This is a genomic window from Candidatus Fukatsuia anoeciicola, from assembly GCF_964059965.1.
GTDB classification, from domain to species: Bacteria; Pseudomonadota; Gammaproteobacteria; order Enterobacterales; family Enterobacteriaceae; genus Fukatsuia; species Fukatsuia anoeciicola.
The window spans coordinates 1-21,618 of record NZ_OZ060923.1; the positions used below are offsets into that span (position 1 = coordinate 1).

Below are 21,618 nucleotides of genomic sequence, written 5' to 3' on the forward strand. Positions count from 1 at the left end.
TTATCCACAGATAACCACGATCTTAGTAATAAGTATAATAAAAGATCTATAAAAGATCTAAAATAACTAAAAAATAAAATTAAACTTAATTTAAGATTACTTAGTTAATTTATTAAATTTACATAGAACTAGTAATACTAGGAATTTATCTAAAATCTCTATAGACTCTTAGAATACAAGACTTACTACTTGCATTAAGCGAGGTATAGGCATTATGTTTTATTATAATCAATTTGACGTTATTATTATTGGTGGTGGTCATGCAGGTACTGAAGCTGCTATGGCTAGTGCTCGAATAGGACGTCAAACTCTATTACTAACGCATAATATCGATACTTTAGGACAGATGTCTTGCAATCCAGCAATTGGTGGTATTGGTAAAGGACATCTAGTAAAAGAAATTGATGCTTTAGGTGGTTTAATGGCAAAAGCAATAGACCAAGCTGGTATTCAATTTAAAATCCTTAACTCTAGCAAAGGACCTGCTGTTAGAGCTACTCGCGCCCAAGCCGATCGAATTCTTTATCGTCAAGCAATACGTATTGCATTAGAAAATCAACCTAATCTAAGGATTTTCCAACAATCAGTTGAAGACCTAGTAATTAAAAATAACCAAATTATTGGTGTTGTAACACAAATTGGAATAAAATTTTATGCTAAAGCAGTTGTATTGACCGTTGGTACTTTTTTAGATGGCAAAGTACATATTGGTTTAAAAAATTATAGTAGTGGTCGTGCTGGCGATCCTGCTTCAATCTCATTATCTCAGAGATTAAAAGAACTTCCTTTACGAATAAACCGTTTAAAAACAGGAACTCCACCAAGAATTGATGCAAAAACTATCGATTTTAATCAATTAAATTTTCAATTAGGTGATATGCCAATACCAGTATTTTCTTTCCTTGGTCATCCAACACAACACCCTAAACAGATCGCGTGCTATATTGCTTATACTAATGAAAAAATGCATGAAATTATTCGTAATAACCTTAATCGTAGCCCAATATATTCAGGTATAATTGAAGGAATTGGTCCACGTTATTGCCCATCAATAGAAGATAAAATCATACGTTTTGCTGATCGCAATGCTCATCAAATATTTTTAGAACCTGAAGGATTAACTAGTAATGAAATCTATCCAAATGGTATCTCAACAAGCTTACCTTTTGATGTACAAATACAGTTTGTCCGCTCAATTAAAGGAATGAAAAACGCACATATTATACGGCCTGGATACGCTATTGAATACGATTATTTCGATCCTCGTGATTTAAAAACTACATTAGAAAGTAAATATATCCATGGACTCTTTTTTGCAGGTCAAATTAATGGAACTACAGGTTATGAAGAAGCAGCAGCTCAAGGATTACTTGCTGGACTTAATGCTGGACGTTTAGCTAATGGAGATGAAGGTTGGTCACCAAGAAGAGACCAATCTTATCTTGGTGTATTAGTAGATGATTTAAGTGTATTAGGCACTAAAGAACCTTATCGTATGTTTACTTCTAGAGCTGAATATCGTTTAATATTACGTGAAGATAATGCTGATTTACGTTTAACTGAAATTGGTCGTAAGTTAGGTTTAGTTGATGATTTTCGTTGGGCGCATTATAATAAAAAAACTGAACAAATAGAAAAAGAAAGACAACGTTTACGTAATACCTGGGTACATCCGCATTCAGAAAATGCTAATCAACTAAATAAGCTACTACAATCACCTTTATTACGAGAAACTAATGGCGAAGAGTTACTACGTAGACCAGAAGTTAATTACCAAATGCTTACTACATTAGATTTATTTATTCCAGCATTAACTAATTCTCAAGTAACTGAACAGGTTGAAATTCAAGCTAAATATCAAGGATATATTTTACGTCAAAAAAAAGAAATAAAAAAACAACAATATAATGAAAATATTTTATTACCTATAGATCTTAATTATCAGAATATTTCTGGTTTATCTAATGAAGTTATTGCTAAACTTAACGATCACAAACCAAATTCTATTGGTCAAGCATCTCGTATTTCAGGTGTAACTCCAGCAGCAATATCCATTTTATTAATTTGGTTAAAAAAACAAAACCTATTACACCGTAGTGCTTAATTTAAGCATTTGTGATATAAATTTAAATTTAAAAAATATTTTAATACTAAAAATTATAATTTTTATTTAATAAAATAGATGATCATCTAACAAATAAAATAAATAACTAGTTAACATATTAGTTATAAACAAATAGAATAAATATGGATAGTATAATCATTAAACCTTACCTAGAAGCAAAAAATTTGTTGATATTAGTAGTAGCGCAGGTTTACCTAGCATTTTACCATAGTTATTATTTATCCTAATATTTATTTTATTTTACTTGATAACTTAGAAAAAAGAGTTCATTTTATACGATAAATACAGCGTAAATTAAAAATGTCTAATGTTATACTAATACAAAACCATGTTAAAAACTTTGTTATAAATCTATTATTTGATAATGTGATAGTTATATATTTGTTTTATTACAAAATATGTTATTAATGTATCGCTATTTAGTAAACAAACAATATAAAGAATATTTTATGTACTAAAAAACTAAAATTAAATAATAAATTAGCAAATTTACCTATTAGAAATAACTATAAAATTAATAGCAAAATTATAAATATTAAATTTGCCTAAAGAATCTTATTTAGTTATCTTAAAAATAATATTATTACTATGTATAATTTATTTATCTTTAGTTAATTAATTTACTTATATTTAAAATTTAAGTTAAGTTAAACTACAAGTATAAATAATATAAAAATTTCATATTCTAGCGTATAAGAAAAATAAGTAACTTATAACGTAATAGGTTTTACAAAAAATTTATAAATTATCAATAATTATCAGTAGTTATAGAGGTATTATGTCTGCATCAGGAGAAAGCATTTCTCAACAAGAATATATAACTCATCACTTGAATCACCTTCAGGTGGATCTTCATACTTTTAAGTTAATAAATCCAGATTTTACAAATTCAGTCTCATTTTGGACATTAAATATTGATTCGCTATTTTTTTCTTTTGCATTAGGTATCTTTTTTTTACTTATTTTTTATAAAATAGCAAAAAGCGCCACCAATAGCGTTCCTAATAAATTACAGACTACAGTTGAATTAGTTATTAGTTTTGTTGATAGTAATGTTTATGACATGTATCACAGTAAAAGCAAAATTATTGCACCACTTGCTTTAACAGTATTTGTTTGGGTAGCGTTAATGAATACTATGGATTTATTACCAATTGATTTATTGCCTTATATCGCTGAACATATTTTTGGGTTACCAGCGTTACGTGTAGTCCCTACTGCTGATGTAAGTATTACCGTCTCAATGGCATTAGGTGTATTTTTTTTAATTATATTTTATACCATTAAAATAAAGGGATTTAACGGCTTTATAAAAGAATTAACTCTACAACCTTTTAATCACCCGATATTTATTCCAGTTAATTTGGTTCTTGAAGGTATTAGCCTGCTATCTAAACCAGTTTCACTAAGTTTACGATTATTTGGTAATATGTACGCAGGTGAGTTAATCTTTATCCTAATTACCGCTATTTTGCCTTGGTGGTCACAATGGTTATTAAGTGTACCTTGGGCAATTTTTCATATTTTAATTATTATGTTACAGGCCTTTATTTTTATGGTCCTAACAATTGTTTATCTTTCAATGGCATCTGAAGAGCACTAATTTTTTATATTACTATATTTTAATTTAATATGGAGACTATCATGGAAAATCTAAATATGGATCTATTATACATGGCTGCTGCTATAATGATGGGGTTAGCAGCAATCGGTGCTGCTATTGGTATTGGTATTTTAGGTGGTAAATTTTTAGAAGGAGCGGCACGTCAACCCGATTTAATTTCTTTATTACGTACGCAATTTTTTATAGTTATGGGGTTAGTTGATGCAATCCCTATGATTGTTGTTGGTCTTGGTTTGTATCTAATTTTTACTATTGCGTAAAATAGCATAGTTATTACTGTTATAAATTTATGCTTATCTATTAACTTTTAAAGAGACATTGTGCTGTGAATCTTAATGCAACAATCTTTGGTCAGGCTATCGCATTTTTTCTATTCGTTATTTTCTGTATGAAATATGTATGGCCACCGATTATAACTGCCATTGAGAAACGTCAAAAAGAAATTTCTGACGGTCTTGCTTTTGCAGAGCGTGCTAAAAAAGATCTAGATTTAGCGCAAATCAATGCGACTAATGAATTAAATAAAGCCAAAATGCAAGTTCAAACAATTATTGAGCAAGCAAATAAATGCAAAGACCAGATTCTTGAAAAAGCAAAAACTGAGGCTAAACAGGAGCGTAATAAAATTTTAATGCAAGCACAGACTGATATAGAAGCTGCACGTAAACGTGCTTATGAAGAATTACGTAAGCAAATTGCAGTGTTAGCAATAGCTGGTGCTGAGAAAATTATTGAACGTTCTATAGATGTAACTATTAGTAATGATATAATTAATAAAATGATTACTAAACTGTAAGTGAGTGGTTAATGTTTGATTTTATTACTGTAGCTCGTACTTATGCTAAAGCTGCTTTTGATTTTTCTATTAAACATCAAGCAGTTAAATCTTGGCAGAATATGTTAGTTTTTGCTGTTAAAGTAGCGCGTAATGAATATATTGCCGAATTATTTTCTCGTTCTTTAGCACCAGAAATAATATCAGAAATATTTATTACTATTTGTGATAATGAGCTTGATGAATTTGCCCGAAATTTTATTCGGATTATGGCGGAAAATGGTCGTTTACAAATTCTACCTGAAATACTTGAACAATTTATTCAGCTACGAGCTTTACTAGAGTCAACTATTGAAATTGAAGTTTTCTCAGCGAGAGTGCTAAATGATACGCAGCGAAAAAAAATATCTACTGCAATAAAAAAGAAACTAAAATTACTACATAAAATTAAGCTAAACTGTAAGATTGATAAATCTATTATTGCTGGTGTAATTATTCGTACTAACGATATAGTTATAGATGGTAGTGTACGTAGTCACATTAGACGTCTATCAGGTATCTTGCAGTCTTAAGGAAACCGGAAGTATATGCAACAACTTAATTCTAATGAAATTAGTGAACTAATTAAAAAGCGTATTACTCAATTTAAGATAATCAGCGAAACTTATAATGAAGGCACTATTATTTCTGTTAGCGATGGCATTATCCGTATACATGGTTTAAAAGATGTGATGCAGGGAGAGATGGTTGCGCTACCAGATAACCTTTATGCAATAGCCTTAAATCTAGAACGTGGTTCTGTGGGTGCTGTAGTAATGGGACCATACACCAATCTTGTTGAAGGCATGAAAGTTAAATGTACTGGTCGTATTTTAGAAGTGCCTGTTGGTCATAACTTGCTAGGTCGTATTGTTAATGCGTTAGGTAAACCTATTGATGGTAAAGGTCCAATAGAAAATGATGGTTTTTCTGCTATTGAAGCTGTTGCATCTGGGGTAATTGAACGTCAATCTGTTGATGAACCAGTTCAGACAGGTTATAAATCTATTGATGCAATGATTCCTATTGGTCGAGGTCAGCGTGAATTAATTATTGGTGATCGTCAAACAGGTAAAACAGCATTAGCAATTGATACGATTATTAATCAACGTGATTCTAATATTAAATGTATTTATGTTGCTATTGGTCAAAAAGCCTCAACAGTAGCAAATGTAGTTCGTAAATTAGAAGAACATAATGCTTTAATAAATACTATAGTAGTAGTAGCAACAGCTTCTGAATCTGCTGCGCTACAATATTTAGCACCTTACTCTGGTTGCACTATGGGAGAATATTTTCGTAATCGTGGTGAAGATGCATTGATTATTTATGATGATTTATCTAAACAAGCTGTTGCATATCGTCAAATTTCTCTATTGCTTCGTCGTCCACCTGGTCGTGAAGCTTATCCAGGTGATATATTTTATCTTCATTCACGTTTATTAGAACGTGCTGCTCGTGTTAATGCTGCTTATGTCAATACTTTTACTAAAGGCATGATAAAAAATAAAACTGGTTCTCTTACAGCTCTACCAATCATAGAAACGCAAGCTGGTGACGTTTCTGCATTTGTACCAACAAACGTTATTTCAATTACTGATGGTCAAATTTTTCTTGAATCAGATTTATTTAATGCAGGTATTCGCCCAGCAGTTAATCCTGGTATTTCAGTATCTCGTGTTGGTGGTGCTGCACAAACTAAAATTATTAAAAAATTATCTAGTGGTATCCGTACTGCTTTAGCACAATATCGCGAACTTGCTGCTTTTTCCCAATTTGCTTCTGATTTAGATGATACAACACGAAAACAACTTAATCATGGCCAAAAAGTGACTGAATTATTAAAACAAAAACAATATGCGCCTATGTCTATAGCTCAACAATCTTTAGTACTTTTTGCAGTAGAGCAGGGTTATTTAACAGATATTGAACTAACAAAAATTAGTAGCTTTGAAGTTATGTTATTAAATTTTGCTGATCGTGAATACTTTAAGTTTTTACAATACGTTAACAAAACTGGTACATATGACGATAAAATTAAGAGTAAATTAAAAGATATTTTAGAAAAGTTTAAGGAAACTAAATCCTGGTAACAAGGAGAAATAATGGCTGGAGCAAAAGAGGTTCAATCTAAGATTACTAATATACAAAATACGCAAAAAATTACTAAAGCTATGGAAATGGTTGCTGCTTCTAAAATGCGTAAATCACAAAAATATATGATAGCTAGTCGTCCTTATGCAGAAGCAATACGTAATGTAATTGAGCATCTTACATTAGGCAATCTAGAATACAAGCATCCATATTTAGAAGAACGTAAAATTAAACATGTAGGGTATTTAGTAGTTTCTACTGATCGTGGTTTATGTGGTAGCTTAAATATTAATCTGTTTAAGAAATTATTAGCTGAAATGCAAAATTGGTTGGAAAAAGGTATTAAATGTAATTTAGCTTTAATTGGATTGAAAGCAGTTTCTTTTTTTAGGTCCTTTATTAATAATGGTATACCAGGTAATATTATTGCTGAAGTAACTGGAATTAGAGATAATCCATTACTATCAGAACTTATTGGTTTAGTAAAAGTTATGCTGCAAGCCTATGATAAAGGTCATCTAGATAAGTTATATATTGTCAACAATAAATTTATAAATACCCTATCTCAGGAACCACAAATTATACAGTTATTACCCCTTGTCCCTATAAAAAAAAATAAATTAGAAAAAAAATCTTGGGATTATCTGTATGAACCAGATTCTAAAATCTTACTAGATAAACTTTTACGTCGCTATTTAGAATCACAGGTTTATCAAGGAGTAGTTGAGAATTTAGCTAGTGAACAAGCATCACGTATGGTTGCAATGAAAGCCGCTACTGATAATAGTAGTAATTTTATTAAAGAGTTACAATTGATTTACAATAAAGCGCGTCAGGCTAACATTACTCAAGAACTTATTGAAATTGTTGGAGGAGCCTCCGCGGTTTAAAGTAAAAATTTAACGTGTTACTTAGAGGATTTAAGATGGTTACTGGAAAAATTATCCAGGTAATTGGTGCTGTAGTGGACGTTGAATTCATTCAAGATATGGCACCCAAAATCTACCATGCTCTTGAAGTGAAGGGGATAGAGAGTAAGTTAATACTAGAGGTGCAGCAACAGCTTGGAGGCGGTATTGTTCGCTGTATTGCAATGGGTTCTTCGGACGGTTTACGACGTGGATTACAAGTAATTAATCAAGGTAGCCCAATCAAGGTACCTGTTGGTAAAGCAACACTTGGTCGAATTATGAACGTGTTAGGCGAACCTATCGATATGAAAGGTGCTATTGGTGAAGAAGAATGTTGGGCAATCCATCGTGAAGCGCCTTGTTATGAAGAACTTGCTAATTCACAAGATTTACTAGAAACCGGAATCAAAGTAATGGATCTAATCTGTCCATTCGCTAAGGGCGGAAAAGTTGGTTTATTTGGTGGTGCTGGAGTAGGTAAAACAGTAAATATGATGGAGTTAATTCGTAACATTGCAATTGAACATTCAGGTTACTCAGTATTTACTGGGGTTGGTGAGCGGACTCGTGAAGGTAATGACTTCTATCATGAAATGAAAGATTCTAAAGTATTAGATAAAGTTTCTTTGGTATATGGTCAAATGAATGAACCACCAGGTAATCGTCTACGTGTAGCACTTACTGGGCTTACTATAGCAGAGAAATTTCGTGATGAAGGACGTGATGTTTTGTTTTTTGTTGATAATATTTATCGTTATACTTTAGCAGGTACCGAAGTTTCTGCATTATTAGGACGTATGCCATCAGCAGTAGGTTATCAACCTACTTTAGCAGAAGAAATGGGAGTATTACAGGAACGTATTACCTCAACAAAAAAAGGTTCTATTACCTCAGTGCAAGCTATCTATGTACCTGCTGATGATTTAACGGATCCATCACCTGCTACTACTTTTGCTCATTTGGATGCAACTGTTGTATTGAGCCGTCAAATTGCTTCTCTTGGTATTTATCCAGCAGTTGATCCACTTAATTCTACTAGTCGCCAACTTGATCCTTTAATTATTGGTCAAGAACATTATGATGTTGCTCGAGGGGTTCAATCGATTTTGCAGCGTTACCAAGAATTAAAAGATATTATTGCAATTTTAGGAATGGATGAATTATCAGAAGAAGATAAGTTAATCATTTCTCGTGCCCGTAAAATTCAACGTTTTCTATCACAACCATTCTTTGTTGCAGAAGTCTTTACTGGCTTTCCAGGTAAATTTGTATCATTAAAAGATACTATCCGTGGTTTTAAAGGTATTATAGATAGTGATTATGATCATTTGCCAGAACAGGCATTTTATATGGTTGGTACTATTGAAGAAGCTATAGAAAAAGCTAAAAAACTGTAATACTACTGATAGGAAGGTGACATGACTACAATAAATTACCATCTAGATGTGGTTAGTGCAGAAAATAGAATATTTTCTGGCTTAGTACAAAAAATTCAAGTGACAGGTAGTGAAGGAGAATTAGGTATTTATCCAGGTCACGCTCCACTATTAACTTTTATTAAACCTGGTATGGTACGTTTTATTAAACAGTTTGGTGAAGAAAAATTTATTTATCTTTCTGGTGGTTTTCTTGAGGTGCATCCAAATATTGTAACCTTATTAGCTGACACTGCTATTCGTGGAGAAGATCTTGACGAAGTAAAGGCGCTTGAAGCTAAACGTAAAGCAGAAATTTATATTAATGATACCCGTCATAATATTAATTATGCCCAATTATCTGCTGAACTAGCAAAAGAAATTGCAAAATTACGTATAATTAAATTAATTAAAAAACAATATAGTTATATTGACTAAAAGTAATAGATCTTTAGTTTACTTTTAGTAGTACATATAATTTTATTAAAGTCTATTTTAAATATATTTTTTATTTTATATTTAATGATTTAAATAGAGTAATTAGATTATTTATGACAAACAGTTTCAGTGTCGTTATTCTTGCTGCTGGCAAGGGAATACGGATGCATTCATCGCTTCCTAAAGTATTGCATCCGCTAGCAGGAAAACCTATGATACGACATATCATTGACTCTATTTTAAAATTAGGATCAAGAAATATTCATATAGTTTATGGACATGAAGGTAAATTACTTAAAGAAACATTAATTGATCTAAAATTAAATTGGGTATTACAACAACAACAGCTTGGTACTGGACATGCTGTACAGCAAGCCTCACCTTATTTTTCTGCTGATGAAGATATTTTAGTATTATATGGTGATGTACCCTTAATCACAGTTGAAACATTAAAGCGTTTATTAGCAGTTAAGCCTGCAGGAGGTATTAGCTTACTAACAATTAAACGGAATGATCCTTGTGGTTATGGTCGTATTTTACGTGAAAATGGTAATGTCATTGGCATTATTGAGCATAAAGACGCTAATAATAATCAACAAGCAATTAATGAAATTAATACTGGTATTTTAGTTGCTAATGGTACTGATCTTAAACAATTATTGTCTATGCTAAATAATAATAATGCTAAAGGTGAATTTTATCTTACTGATATTATTGCGTTTGCTTATGCTAAGGGTAGAAAAATTGTTACTATTCAACCTTCTCATTTTAGTGAAGTTGAAGGTATTAATAACCATTTACAGCTTGCAAGTCTTGAGAGGATATTTCAAATAGAGCAAGCAAAAAGATTACTTTTATCTGGCGTTACTTTACTAGATATGGAGCGTTTTGATTTACGCGGTGATTTAATTTGTGGTCGCGACGTCACTATTGATACTAATGTAATTATTGAAGGCAGTGTTACTTTAGGAGATCGAGTATATATAGGTACTGGATGTATTTTAATAAACTCACAGATTAATAATGATTGTCAAATAAAACCCTATACTATAATAGAAAATGCTTTTTTAGAAGTAACTTGTAGAGTTGGTCCTTTCGCTCACTTACGTCCAGGAAGCAAGTTAGCTGATGGAGTGCAAATTGGTAACTTTGTAGAAATTAAAAATACACATCTAGGTAAAGATTCAAAAGCAGGTCATTTTTCTTATCTTGGAGATGCTGACATTGGTTCTAAAGTAAATATCGGAGCAGGAAGTATTACATGTAATTATAATGGTATTAATAAATATAAAACTAGCATTGGTGATAATGTTTTTGTTGGTTCAGCTAGCCAATTTATAGCACCAATTAAAGTAGCAAATGGTGCAACTATTGGTGCTGGTACAACCGTAACGAATGATGTTGCTGAAAATGAATTAGTACTTAGCCGTGTTAAACAATGCAATATTCAAGGGTGGCGACGTCCAGTAAAAAAAATTATCAAATAGGAACATAAACTAATGTGTGGAATTATTGGTGCAGTAGCACTACGTAATATTACTAAAATATTGATTGAAGGCTTACGCCGTCTTGAATATCGTGGCTATGATTCTGCTGGTTTAAGCGTAGTAGATAATAAAGGTCAGATAAATAGTTTACGCAGAGTAGGTAAAGTACAGGTATTATCTGATGCTGATATGATACAAAAATTAGATGGTAGCACTGGAATTGCACATACTCGCTGGGCAACTCATGGTGAGCCTTCAGAAGCTAATACACATCCTCATGTTTCACAACATATTTATGTAGTTCATAATGGTATTATTGAAAACCACGAATCATTACGTGAGTTATTAATCGATCGTGGTTATCATTTTACTTCTGAAACTGATACTGAAGTTATTGCTCATCTAGTAAATTGGCAACAACAACAAGGTGGTTCTCTGCTTAAGGTTGTTAAAACTGCAATTACTCAGCTACGTGGTTCTTATAGCATAGTTATAATGGATATCCAGGATCCTAGTCATTTAGTAGCTGCACGTTCAGGTAGTCCATTAATTATTGGTTGTGGTGAGGGGGAAAATTTTGTTGCTTCTGACCAGTTAGCTCTACTATCTATTGTTCACCGTTTTATTTGCTTAGAAGAAGGGGATTTAGCTGAAATATACGCTAATAATCTGAGTATATTTGATAAGCATAACAATATAGTAAAACGTCCAGTAGTAGAATTACAAACAAAATACGATACTAGCAGTAAAGGAACCTATCGTCATTATATGGAAAAAGAAATCTATGAACAACCGATAGCAATTAAAAATACATTAGAAGGTCGTTTGAATCGGGGTAAAATTAATTTATCAGAATTAACTGAAAAACAGGAACTATTATCAGTAGTGCAACATATTCAAATTGTTGCTTGTGGCACCTCTTATAATTCAGGAATGGTAGCTCGCTATTGGTTTGAATCTTTAGCAGGTATAGCATGCGATGTTGAAATTGCCTCTGAGTTTCGTTATCGTAAATCTTGCGTACGTAAAAATAGCTTGCTAATTGCATTATCTCAATCAGGAGAAACAGCAGATACGTTGGCAGCTTTACGCTTATCTAAAGAACTTGGTTATTTAAGTTCATTAGTAATCTCTAATGTTTTAGTATCTTCATTGGTACGTGAATCTAATATGGTATTACTAACTAAAGCCGGTACTGAAATTGGTGTTGCTTCTACTAAAGCATTTACGAGTCAATTAACCTTATTATTAATGCTGGTAGCTTATATTGGACGTTTACAAGGTCAAGTAATAAGTAAAGAATATGATATTGCACAAGCATTACAAAAGTTACCAGCAAGAATAGAACAGATATTAACATTAGATAAAACTATTGAAACATTAGCAAAAAATTTTGTTGATAAAAAGCATGCATTATTTCTTGGACGTGGTGATCAATACCCAATTGCTATGGAAGGTGCTTTAAAATTAAAAGAAATTTCTTATATTCATGCTGAAGCTTTTGCTGCTGGTGATCTAAAGCATGGTCCATTAGCATTAGTCGATAATGAGATGCCAGTTATTGTTAATGCACCAAATAATAAATTATTAAAAAAATTGAAATCAAATATTGAAGAAGTACGTGCTAGAGGAGGATGGCTGTATATCTTTGCTGATAAGAATATATATTTTAGTAATAATACTAAAATGAAAATTATTCCATTACCATATGTAGAAGAAATTATTGCGCCTATTTTTTATACTATACCACTACAATTACTTGCTTATTATGTCGCTTTAATTAAAGGTACCGATATTGATCAGCCACGTAATTTAGCAAAATCAGTGACAGTTGAATAGTATCTCAAACTATATTTTTATAAAATTCTTTATTAATTATTATTATTTATTAGTAAATTATTGATTAGAATTTTTCTTAGGTTATTACTATACTTTAATTTAATTAAATTAAAGGTAAATATTATACTAATTATTAGCTCTATTAGTATAGAGATTTTATATTAGCAAATAATAACTACTTATATATAATACTTACTATAAATTTTTAGAATAGTAGTATTATTCTTTATTAAGCTCCATATTTATTTTACTAAATTAGAATATAATTCTATACGATTTTATTTTATTAAACTATTTAGTTACTATTTTAGTTTTTTGATTAAACATATAATTATTTTTATGTGTTATTTATTTTAAAAATATAATAAATAGTAATTAAACTTATAATAACAGAAAATATATAGTATTAAGTTTACTTAAAAATTAAAACTAAAAAATTTATTTAACTAAAATTTTTTACTAAAATACAATATTTTTGTCTTTTAATTTATATTAATGTTAGTTATTCATGTTTATTTTTATTATATGTTACTTGTATGCTTCTGTAGTTTAATTAATTATCATATTATTGATAATTAAAAATTTTTTAGTATAGTTTTTTAAAATGAGTTTTAATAAAAAGATTAATATTTGTAATATAAAAACTTATTTATTAAAATTTATAAAAATATCATAACTATAATATGAATTATACTTTACAGTTTACCACTTAACCCATTAATAATATTAATTATTACAGAAATAAAAAAGTGTAAGTTAGTATTTCTTGTTAGTAATTTATTTATTTTTAAAGTAAAATATATTACTTTTAAAAAGTTAAATATAAATACACTTATATAACCTAATTTAAGTTAATAAATATTAAATAAAAGTATCAAAAAGTAAGTTATTAAAATAATGAGCTTAAAGAGTTATGTATAAGTAAAATATACTATAAATTTATTAATTTTAGTAGATATACATAAAAACTTATATGATATAATATTACTTTTTAAGTAGAAATTATTAAAAATAATACTTATTATTGTAAGTAAGAATAATTAACTTGGTTAATAAAATGTATTTAAATTTATTGAGTTATAATTAAAAGCAGATCTTTATATGAGTGAAATTATTTATGGTATTCATACTATCAAAGTCTTATTAGATCATGAACCACAACGTTTTCTAGAGATTTTTATTCAAAAGAATCATAATAATAATCGGTTACAAACGTTAGTTTCTCAAGTGAGAACTTGTGGTTTAGCAGTTCAATATGCTAGTAGAAAATGGTTAGATTCCCAAACTAAAGGGGGAATACATCAAAATATTGTAGCGCGAGTTCGTAAAGGACGCCAGTATCAGGAAAGTGATTTACTTCTTTTTTTATCTAATATAAAAATCCCTTTTTTATTGATATTAGATGGTATTACTGATCCACATAATTTAGGCGCTTGTTTGCGAAGTGCAGATGCAGCTGGTGTAGATATAGTTATTATACCTCGTAATCGTTCTGCTTCGCTTAATGCTACAGTAAAGAAGGTAGCGAGTGGTGCGGCTGAAAATGTACCCTTAATTCAGGTAACTAATTTAGCACGTACCTTGCAGCTATTAAAAGAACAAAATATCTATATTGTTGGTACGTCAGGTAAAGTAAAAGAAAATATATATCAAAATAATTTAACTGGACCTATAGCCTTAGTAATGGGGTCAGAGGGTAGAGGAATGAATTATTTAACTCGTAAATATTGTGATAAATTAATCCGTATTCCAATGGTTGGTATAGTATATTCTTTAAATATTTCTGTTGCTGCTGGTGTTTGTTTATTTGAAGTAGTACGTCAGCGTAGTTTTATCTAATTAAAAAATTATTAAACTTTTTATAAAATTATTACTTAGAAATAGAATAATTACTAAAATACAGAGTAGTATACAATAATTATTGATATTAATTACAAAGAAAATAAATACCTACATAATATTTATTTAATAGAATATGTGTTAGATTAATATAATATAATCGAGTAATTATTTTTATATATTAGCCCTAAAATAGTATTTTATAATTAATATAGTATAATGAAGCTTTATTTGATAAGTTTAATATTTTTTAAGTAATATTATTATTATTATTAATAATTATAGTAATCTTAATAGATATATTAATGTATATGTAAAACATATTATGAAATAACTAGTAAACTTTTAATTATTTATAGTAAAATAATAATATACTTTAGTTATATATTATTATAATATCAAGTAAATCTTAATATGATACATCTTTAATAATTAATTTTTATTGTTTATAATTTCAATAGTACCTTACTTATAAGTTAATTATTTCCTGTATAGCTATTATTGTCTGTATTAAATATTTGCTATATAATAATTAAAATTTTTTAGTTTATTGCCTAGAATTTTATCTATTTATTAATGCTTAGTTTCTAGACGTTAGATCTTTAGTATTAAATAATATATTCAAATTATATTTAACTATTTTAAAAATGTAATGAAATTACTGTAATTTAATAGTATTAAATTTTTAATTTTTACTTATTTTTACTTTCAATCCATTTACCATTAACATAAAAAGCCGACCAAGAGGTTGTTTTCCCAGCTTTTTCAGATAAAATATATTGCTGTTTTGTCTTTCGACTAAAATGAACTAAAGTCTTATTTCCTTCTTTATCTTTTACTGGAGCATCAGCTAAATAACGTAATTTTTCTGGTAAAAGATGCTTAAATCTAACTAACTCTTCCACTCGTGGAGCCCTAGTTTCCCGTGATTGAGGGAATGTATTAGCAGATAAAAATACGCCAACAGCTCCATCATGAAGTACAAAATAAGCATTAGATTTTTCACAAGGTAACTCTGGTAAAAGAATTGGCGCTTCTTTTGGCGGTGCAACTTCCCCATTACGTAAAATCTTACGGGTATTTTTACATTTATCACCAGTACAACCTATGTATTTGCCAAAACGACCTATTTTTAAATGCATGTCTGCACTACATTTTTCACATTTAATAATAGGACCTTTGTAACCTTTAATATGAAACTTACCTTTTTCAATTTCATAACCTTCACATATAGGATTATTACCACAAACATGTAACTTATATTCTGTATCTATAAGGTAACTATCCATTGCTGTTTTACATTTTTGACAACGATGGCGCGCGCGTAACGCATTAGTTTCAGCATATTCTCCTTCTTGAATATTAAGGATCTCAGTTTCAGGAATTAAGTTAATTGTCATTTTACAACGCTCTTTTGGTAGTAATGTATAACCTGAACACCCTAAAAATACCCCAGTACTAGTAGTACGGATTCCCATTTGACGACTACATGTTGGACATATAATCTGAGTTAACACTATGGAATTTGGACACATACCACCTTCTTCTGGATCTTTTTCTGCCTCTATTAGTTGTGCATTAAATTCACTAAAAAACACATCAAGTACCGTTTTCCATTTTGCCTGATTATTAGCAATCTGATCTAGTCTATTTTCCATTCGTGCTGTGAAATCATAATTCATTAATTCATGAAAATTCTTTTCTAACCGATCAGTAACAATTTCACCTATTTTTTCAGCATAAAAACGATTGTTATGAACTCGTACATAACCACGTTCTTGAATAGTAGAAATGATAGTAGCATAAGTTGAAGGACGACCAATTCCTTTTTTTTCTAACTCTTTTACTAAGGAAGCCTCATTGTAACGCGATGGTGGTTTAGTAAAATGCTGATTTGGTTGTAGTTTTTTTAAGTACAATATACTACCAATATTTATTACTGGTAAAGTACAATCTTTATTGCTTTTGTTTAATGTAGGTATTATTTTAGTCCATCCATCAAAACGCAATGTTCTTCCCTTTGCTTTTAGTTGATAATCTAATGCTTGAACAATTAGTGTAGTTGAATCATATATAGCAGCACTCATTTGACAAGCAATAAATTGACACCAAATTAGTTTATATAACTTTTGTGCATCTCCTTCCATATCTGTTAATTGTGTTGCTAATATATTAATATTAGATGGGCGAATAGCTTCATGAGCTTCTTGAGAATTTTTTTTATTATTATATTGATTAATTGATGATGATAGATAATATTCACCAAAATTAGCATGAATATAATTTCGTACCATTGCTAAAGCATCATTACTTAAATTAGTAGAATCGGTACGCATATAAGTAATATAACCCGCTTCATATAATCTCTGTGCTATTAACATAGTTTTTTTTACTCTAAAACCTAAGCGAGTATTTGCAGTTTGCTGTAGCGTTGAAGTAATAAAAGGAGCATTAGGTTTACTAATAATGGATTTTTTTTTCCATTCTGATACTTTGTATTGAGCATTTTCTAGTAATGTTACCGCAGTATGTATTTGTTTAGCACTAATAGGTTTAAATACGCAATCTTGTACATGAGTAACTTCCATTTGGACACTAATGCCACTTTGTGTTAATAATTCTACATTAAGATCCCAATATTCTACTGGGATAAAAGTTTTAATATTGTTTTCACGTTTAACAACTAAACGTAAAGCAACAGATTGCACTCGTCCTGCAGATAAGCCATGGGCGATTTTTTTCCATAATAATGGTGAAATCATATAGCCTACAATTCTATCCATAAAACGACGAGCTTGCTGGGCATTGATGCGATGAATATTTAGCTCAATAGGATATTTAAAAGCCTGTCCAATTGCATTTTGAGTAATTTCGTTAAACATTACGCGACTAAAACGCGTGTTATTTCCGCCAATAATCTCACGTAGATGCCAAGCAATAGCCTCTCCTTCACGATCAAGATCAGTTGCAAGATAAATATGATTTACTTTTGCCGCTAATGATTTTAGTTCAGCAACTACTTTTTCTTTACCAGGTAAAATTTCGTATTGTGCTTGCCAGTCATGATAAGGATCGATTCCCATTCGATTAACTAATGCTATTTTTTTATTTTTTTTAACTTTTTTATTTAGTTGATCTTTTTTTGATATTTTTTTTTCAGCTAAATCTATATTTTTTTTTCTATTTGATCTTCCAGTTGGCAAATCACGAATATGACCAATACTAGATTTGACCACATAGCTATTACCTAAATATTTGTTAATAGTTTTAGCTTTTGCCGGTGATTCAACTATTACGAGAGCTTTATCCATAATTACCTTCAATTATTTACTCTAACACCTAGATTTTTATCTGCCAGAATTTTTGTATTTTAGAAATATCTAGTTTTTATATTAATAAATTTCCATAATGTTACTATCAATGTAATAATAAACAATTAATACTTTATGTTGTATTTTAGTAATTTAATAAGTTAATTAAATACAATATTTATAAATTACACTAAAAACTTTATATTTATCTATTTTAGATTTTAATAAATTACTATTAGTTCTAATAGCATCTAACAGCTCTATCTTTAGCCTGAGTACTCACTATTATTTATAAAATATATTTATTATTTATATAAATATATTTTTATTTAACTCTTTATAGATCGTACTATTATAAAGATAAATCATTAATAATATAAAGGATAGATACATTATAATTAGTAATATAAATTATAATATAATTATAAATAGTAATAATTTTAGTAAGTTACAGGTAAATATTAATATGATATAATATTAATTATAAAACTATTAAACTAGGCTATATAGCACTTATATTTTTTACTCTAAAATACTTAATCTTTTACTTTAACTAACACTAGCAATGCTTTATAATAATTCTTTGTTTTATATTAAATATTTTATATTAGATACTAATAACTATATTTTACGCTAAATTTTCTTGTGTTATATAAAAGTATAATGTTTTAGTAAATTAATTGAATCAATTTTTATTAGTGGTGCTATTTTATTTTTAATTAATAATTTACTTAAAGTTTAATCTATAATCCTACTAACTTTCTTAAGTAGCTAGTGGTTTGTTAATTAAATTATATACACTTATTACGTAACAAGATTTTAGATAAAAATACACTACCGTAATAAATATTAATTAAATGATTTACTTGAATCAATACTACTGCTAAATATAATAGCTTTATTATAATACCTTCTACTATAATAATATTATTACTAATTCAAATCTCTTCTTTTTAAAAACTAATAACACGGAGCTAGATAAGTCTTTTTTAGCTATATACCTTGTTTTAGTATTTTAATTATATCATTATTAATTTTACTAAAAATCCATATAGTATATTAAATAATTGGCTAATAGATCACGAGTATTAAATACTATTAGACTTTAAATATTAACACCTAAATATCCTATAATAACCTAACGAAATCACATAATTTAGGTAGCCAATCAAATGCTGTTAGTTATACTTTAGGATTATAGTGGAGCATAATTTACTATTAGGTTTATAATAAGTAAGAATATATATAGTATTTCTTATGATTTAGTAATTAATAGTACTTCACCATCTAAATAAATTTTTATTGACTTTGTAAACATAGATACAATTAGCTAATTTAGCTACTTTACTATTAATACCAATACGATCTTGTTCAATAATATTTTCGATTTTATGACGAAAACTATAACTAGATTTAGTTAATATTTTTTATAATTTTTTTGTTTATTAAATAATCTTTATGATGCTTTATAGATATTAGTAGAGGTTAAATTATCCAGAATATTATTCTGTATTTATTTATTTTTTTTGCATTAAGAGTTTTTAAATCTCTTTTAAAATTTACTGTATTTTCTACTCCCTAAAAAGACCTATTATTTAATAGACTGATTAGTACTACTAACTAATAGTTAAAAGAAAATAAATTATTAGATTATTTTTTAATTGTTATTGGACAGACTTAACTATACTAATTATTATGATCAACTTTTGACTTAAGTTACTATAATTAATAATTAAATTTACTTATTTTTTAGCATATTTTATTTTTTTCTAGGCTAATTTAATAAAATTATTACTTAAGTGATATTAAAATAATTAACGTTAAATATTATTATAACTTATATATTAATATTAGAATTAATAGATATTTTATATTTAAAAACTAATAGTTTTTTTGTTTATTACTTATTAAATGTTGTATAATTTTATTTGTTATGATGATTACAGAATATAATTACTTAGTATATAGTTACTATATAACCTAAAGATTTTTATTATTAACTTATACATAAGTAGTATTATATATAAATTATAGAATACCAATATAAATCATAACTAATATTTAGTTACCAAATAGAATATATATATTCTATTGTATTTTTTAACTAATAACCTAGTACTTTAAAAAAGTATAAAAAAAATTTAAGATACACTAATAATTTATATTTCCATAATTATTCAATAAAATAAATAATTTAATTCTTAATAGAGTTACAAGAAAACAAAAAATAATATTATATAAAACATATATTATCTGTAGTAATAATTACTACTTTTAGATACTTTAGCTATTAAGTCTTAGGCTATTTAGATATAGAAAATATTATTAATATCGTAATTAAAGGCATCATAATTAATAGCATTTCTTAGCAATGCCTAAGAAATTAGTGCATATTCTAGTTACTAAAACGTGAATCATAGAGTTTATACTAAATTTTATAGCAAAATTTAGTATACCTTAATATATAATAGATACTTCCAATAATTTTGCCAGATGTTAAGTATCCTGTATTAATAAGTATTAGAATAGTTCTCCATACTAAAAAAGAACACTATTATATCTATTTAGTAATAATTTTATTAAATGCTAAGTGATGTTTATCATTATTTAACTCACTACTTTAGATTACTATTTTCTATACTAAAGTGTATTATTATTTATATGTAGACTAGAAATTATTTTTTAATAGCTAATACATGTTAATAAAATATAAATGGATAATAATCTTGATATTATATAGAAATAAATTATTTATATATTAAGTATTAAGCTATAAGATCATTACTGTAATTAAGGTTTAAAATAATTATTAATTTTTTAATATTTTGCTATTATTATTTTTTGCATTTAAAATTAATATATTAAAATAATAAATATCTAGTTTACTATTATATTAATTTTAATTAATTATATTAACTATTTAATTAGTATAATTAAGATACTATCCTGTACATTAATATTTGATTAATTTGAATATTTTTAAAATTTTATTTAAATTAAAAATTCTAGATATATAATTTCTTTATTATTTTAAATATTTTATTTTTACATTAAATACTATCTATTATCTTTATTATTTTTATTATCTTTATTATAAGAATCTTTAAATAGGTTTCTTAATAATTACAGTTAATACATATTTTAGTAATAAAATTAATTATACTACTTTAGTAATATAATTAATTTTATTTAAGTTTATAATGTAATATAGCTAAACTGTATGTAATTTGCATCTATTTTATATTAATTATTTCATAATATAATTTAGATTTATATAATTATCCTTACTAATATAGCATAGAATTATATAACATATATAAATTACTTTTACCTTTCAGTAATTTTTAATATTAAGTAATTTTTTATACTACTTACTAATCATTTTTTTATTTAAAGTGTTTAAATAAAAAAATTAATATATCAAGTAAAATATTTTAGTGAATAATTTTTATTTAACATATTTGGCAGGGGTGGGGGGGCTCGAACTCCCAACATCCGGTTTTGGAGACCGGTGCTCTACCAGTTGAACTACACCCCTAAAATATTGATAATGTAAAATATGAAGCCTGGCAGTGTCCTACTCTCACATGGGGAAACCCCACACTACCATCGGCGCTACAACGTTTCACTTCTGAGTTCGGAATGGGATCAGGTGGGACCATCGTGCTAAGACTACCAGGCAAAACTCTTTTTTTAAAATATTCGTTCTAGAAACAAGTTA

At 28.0% G+C, this 21,618-nt stretch carries 13 protein-coding genes, 1 tRNA gene and 1 rRNA gene; 12 read left to right on the forward strand and 3 right to left on the reverse strand.

The window, feature by feature from the left end; translation table 11 throughout:
• Window positions 1–214 precede the first annotated feature (214 nt).
• The 12 genes from mnmG (at window position 215) to rlmB (ending at window position 14,586) form a co-directional block, all read left to right on the forward strand.
• Window positions 215–2,104 carry a tRNA uridine-5-carboxymethylaminomethyl(34) synthesis enzyme MnmG gene (mnmG, locus tag AB4W73_RS00005; protein WP_367680438.1) on the forward strand — a complete coding sequence of 630 codons (1,890 nt, stop codon included), beginning with the start codon at window positions 215–217 and terminating at the stop codon, window positions 2,102–2,104.
• A 799-nt stretch (window positions 2,105–2,903) separates the two neighbouring features.
• On the forward strand, window positions 2,904–3,728 hold the full coding sequence (atpB, locus tag AB4W73_RS00010; protein ID WP_367680439.1) for a F0F1 ATP synthase subunit A: 825 nt from the start codon (window positions 2,904–2,906) through the stop codon (window positions 3,726–3,728).
• 41 nt (window positions 3,729–3,769) lie between these two features.
• The gene (gene atpE, locus AB4W73_RS00015; protein ID WP_367680440.1) at window positions 3,770–4,009 is read left to right on the forward strand and encodes a F0F1 ATP synthase subunit C; all 240 of its coding nucleotides are present in this window, start codon (window positions 3,770–3,772) and stop codon (window positions 4,007–4,009) included.
• 65 nt (window positions 4,010–4,074) lie between these two features.
• The gene (gene atpF, locus AB4W73_RS00020; protein ID WP_367680441.1) at window positions 4,075–4,545 is read left to right on the forward strand and encodes a F0F1 ATP synthase subunit B; all 471 of its coding nucleotides are present in this window, start codon (window positions 4,075–4,077) and stop codon (window positions 4,543–4,545) included.
• A gap of 11 nt (window positions 4,546–4,556) precedes the next feature.
• Entirely contained in the window at window positions 4,557–5,096 is a 540-nt protein-coding gene (atpH, locus tag AB4W73_RS00025; RefSeq protein ID WP_367680442.1) for a F0F1 ATP synthase subunit delta, read from the forward strand.
• A 15-nt stretch (window positions 5,097–5,111) separates the two neighbouring features.
• Window positions 5,112–6,656 (forward strand): F0F1 ATP synthase subunit alpha, encoded by a 1,545-nt coding sequence (gene atpA / locus AB4W73_RS00030; protein WP_367680443.1) that lies wholly within the window; start codon window positions 5,112–5,114, stop codon window positions 6,654–6,656.
• A 12-nt stretch (window positions 6,657–6,668) separates the two neighbouring features.
• On the forward strand, window positions 6,669–7,547 hold the full coding sequence (gene atpG / locus AB4W73_RS00035) for a F0F1 ATP synthase subunit gamma (protein ID WP_367680444.1): 879 nt from the start codon (window positions 6,669–6,671) through the stop codon (window positions 7,545–7,547).
• Between the two features lie 35 nt (window positions 7,548–7,582).
• A complete protein-coding gene (gene atpD / locus AB4W73_RS00040; RefSeq protein WP_367680445.1) occupies window positions 7,583–8,965 on the forward strand; it encodes a F0F1 ATP synthase subunit beta in 1,383 nt (460 codons plus the stop codon).
• 21 nt (window positions 8,966–8,986) lie between these two features.
• The gene (locus AB4W73_RS00045; RefSeq protein WP_367680446.1) at window positions 8,987–9,421 is read left to right on the forward strand and encodes a F0F1 ATP synthase subunit epsilon; all 435 of its coding nucleotides are present in this window, start codon (window positions 8,987–8,989) and stop codon (window positions 9,419–9,421) included.
• Window positions 9,422–9,534: 113 nt separating this feature from the next.
• On the forward strand, window positions 9,535–10,908 hold the full coding sequence (glmU, locus tag AB4W73_RS00050) for a bifunctional UDP-N-acetylglucosamine diphosphorylase/glucosamine-1-phosphate N-acetyltransferase GlmU (protein ID WP_367680447.1): 1,374 nt from the start codon (window positions 9,535–9,537) through the stop codon (window positions 10,906–10,908).
• Between the two features lie 12 nt (window positions 10,909–10,920).
• Window positions 10,921–12,747, forward strand: coding sequence for a glutamine--fructose-6-phosphate transaminase (isomerizing) (gene glmS, locus AB4W73_RS00055; protein WP_367680448.1), 1,827 nt, complete (start codon window positions 10,921–10,923; stop codon window positions 12,745–12,747).
• A 1,101-nt stretch (window positions 12,748–13,848) separates the two neighbouring features.
• The gene (gene rlmB, locus AB4W73_RS00060) at window positions 13,849–14,586 is read left to right on the forward strand and encodes a 23S rRNA (guanosine(2251)-2'-O)-methyltransferase RlmB (RefSeq protein WP_367680449.1); all 738 of its coding nucleotides are present in this window, start codon (window positions 13,849–13,851) and stop codon (window positions 14,584–14,586) included.
• 692 nt (window positions 14,587–15,278) lie between these two features.
• Here the strand turns inward: rlmB and topA are convergent.
• The 3 genes from topA to rrf form a co-directional block, all read right to left on the reverse strand.
• Complete coding sequence (gene topA, locus AB4W73_RS00065; RefSeq protein WP_367680450.1) at window positions 15,279–17,897, reverse strand: type I DNA topoisomerase; 2,619 nt, start codon at window positions 17,895–17,897, stop codon at window positions 15,279–15,281.
• 3,462 nt (window positions 17,898–21,359) lie between these two features.
• A tRNA-Trp gene (locus AB4W73_RS00070) sits at window positions 21,360–21,435 on the reverse strand.
• Window positions 21,436–21,461: 26 nt separating this feature from the next.
• A 5S ribosomal RNA gene (rrf, locus tag AB4W73_RS00075) occupies window positions 21,462–21,577 on the reverse strand.
• Window positions 21,578–21,618: the final 41 nt, after the last annotated feature.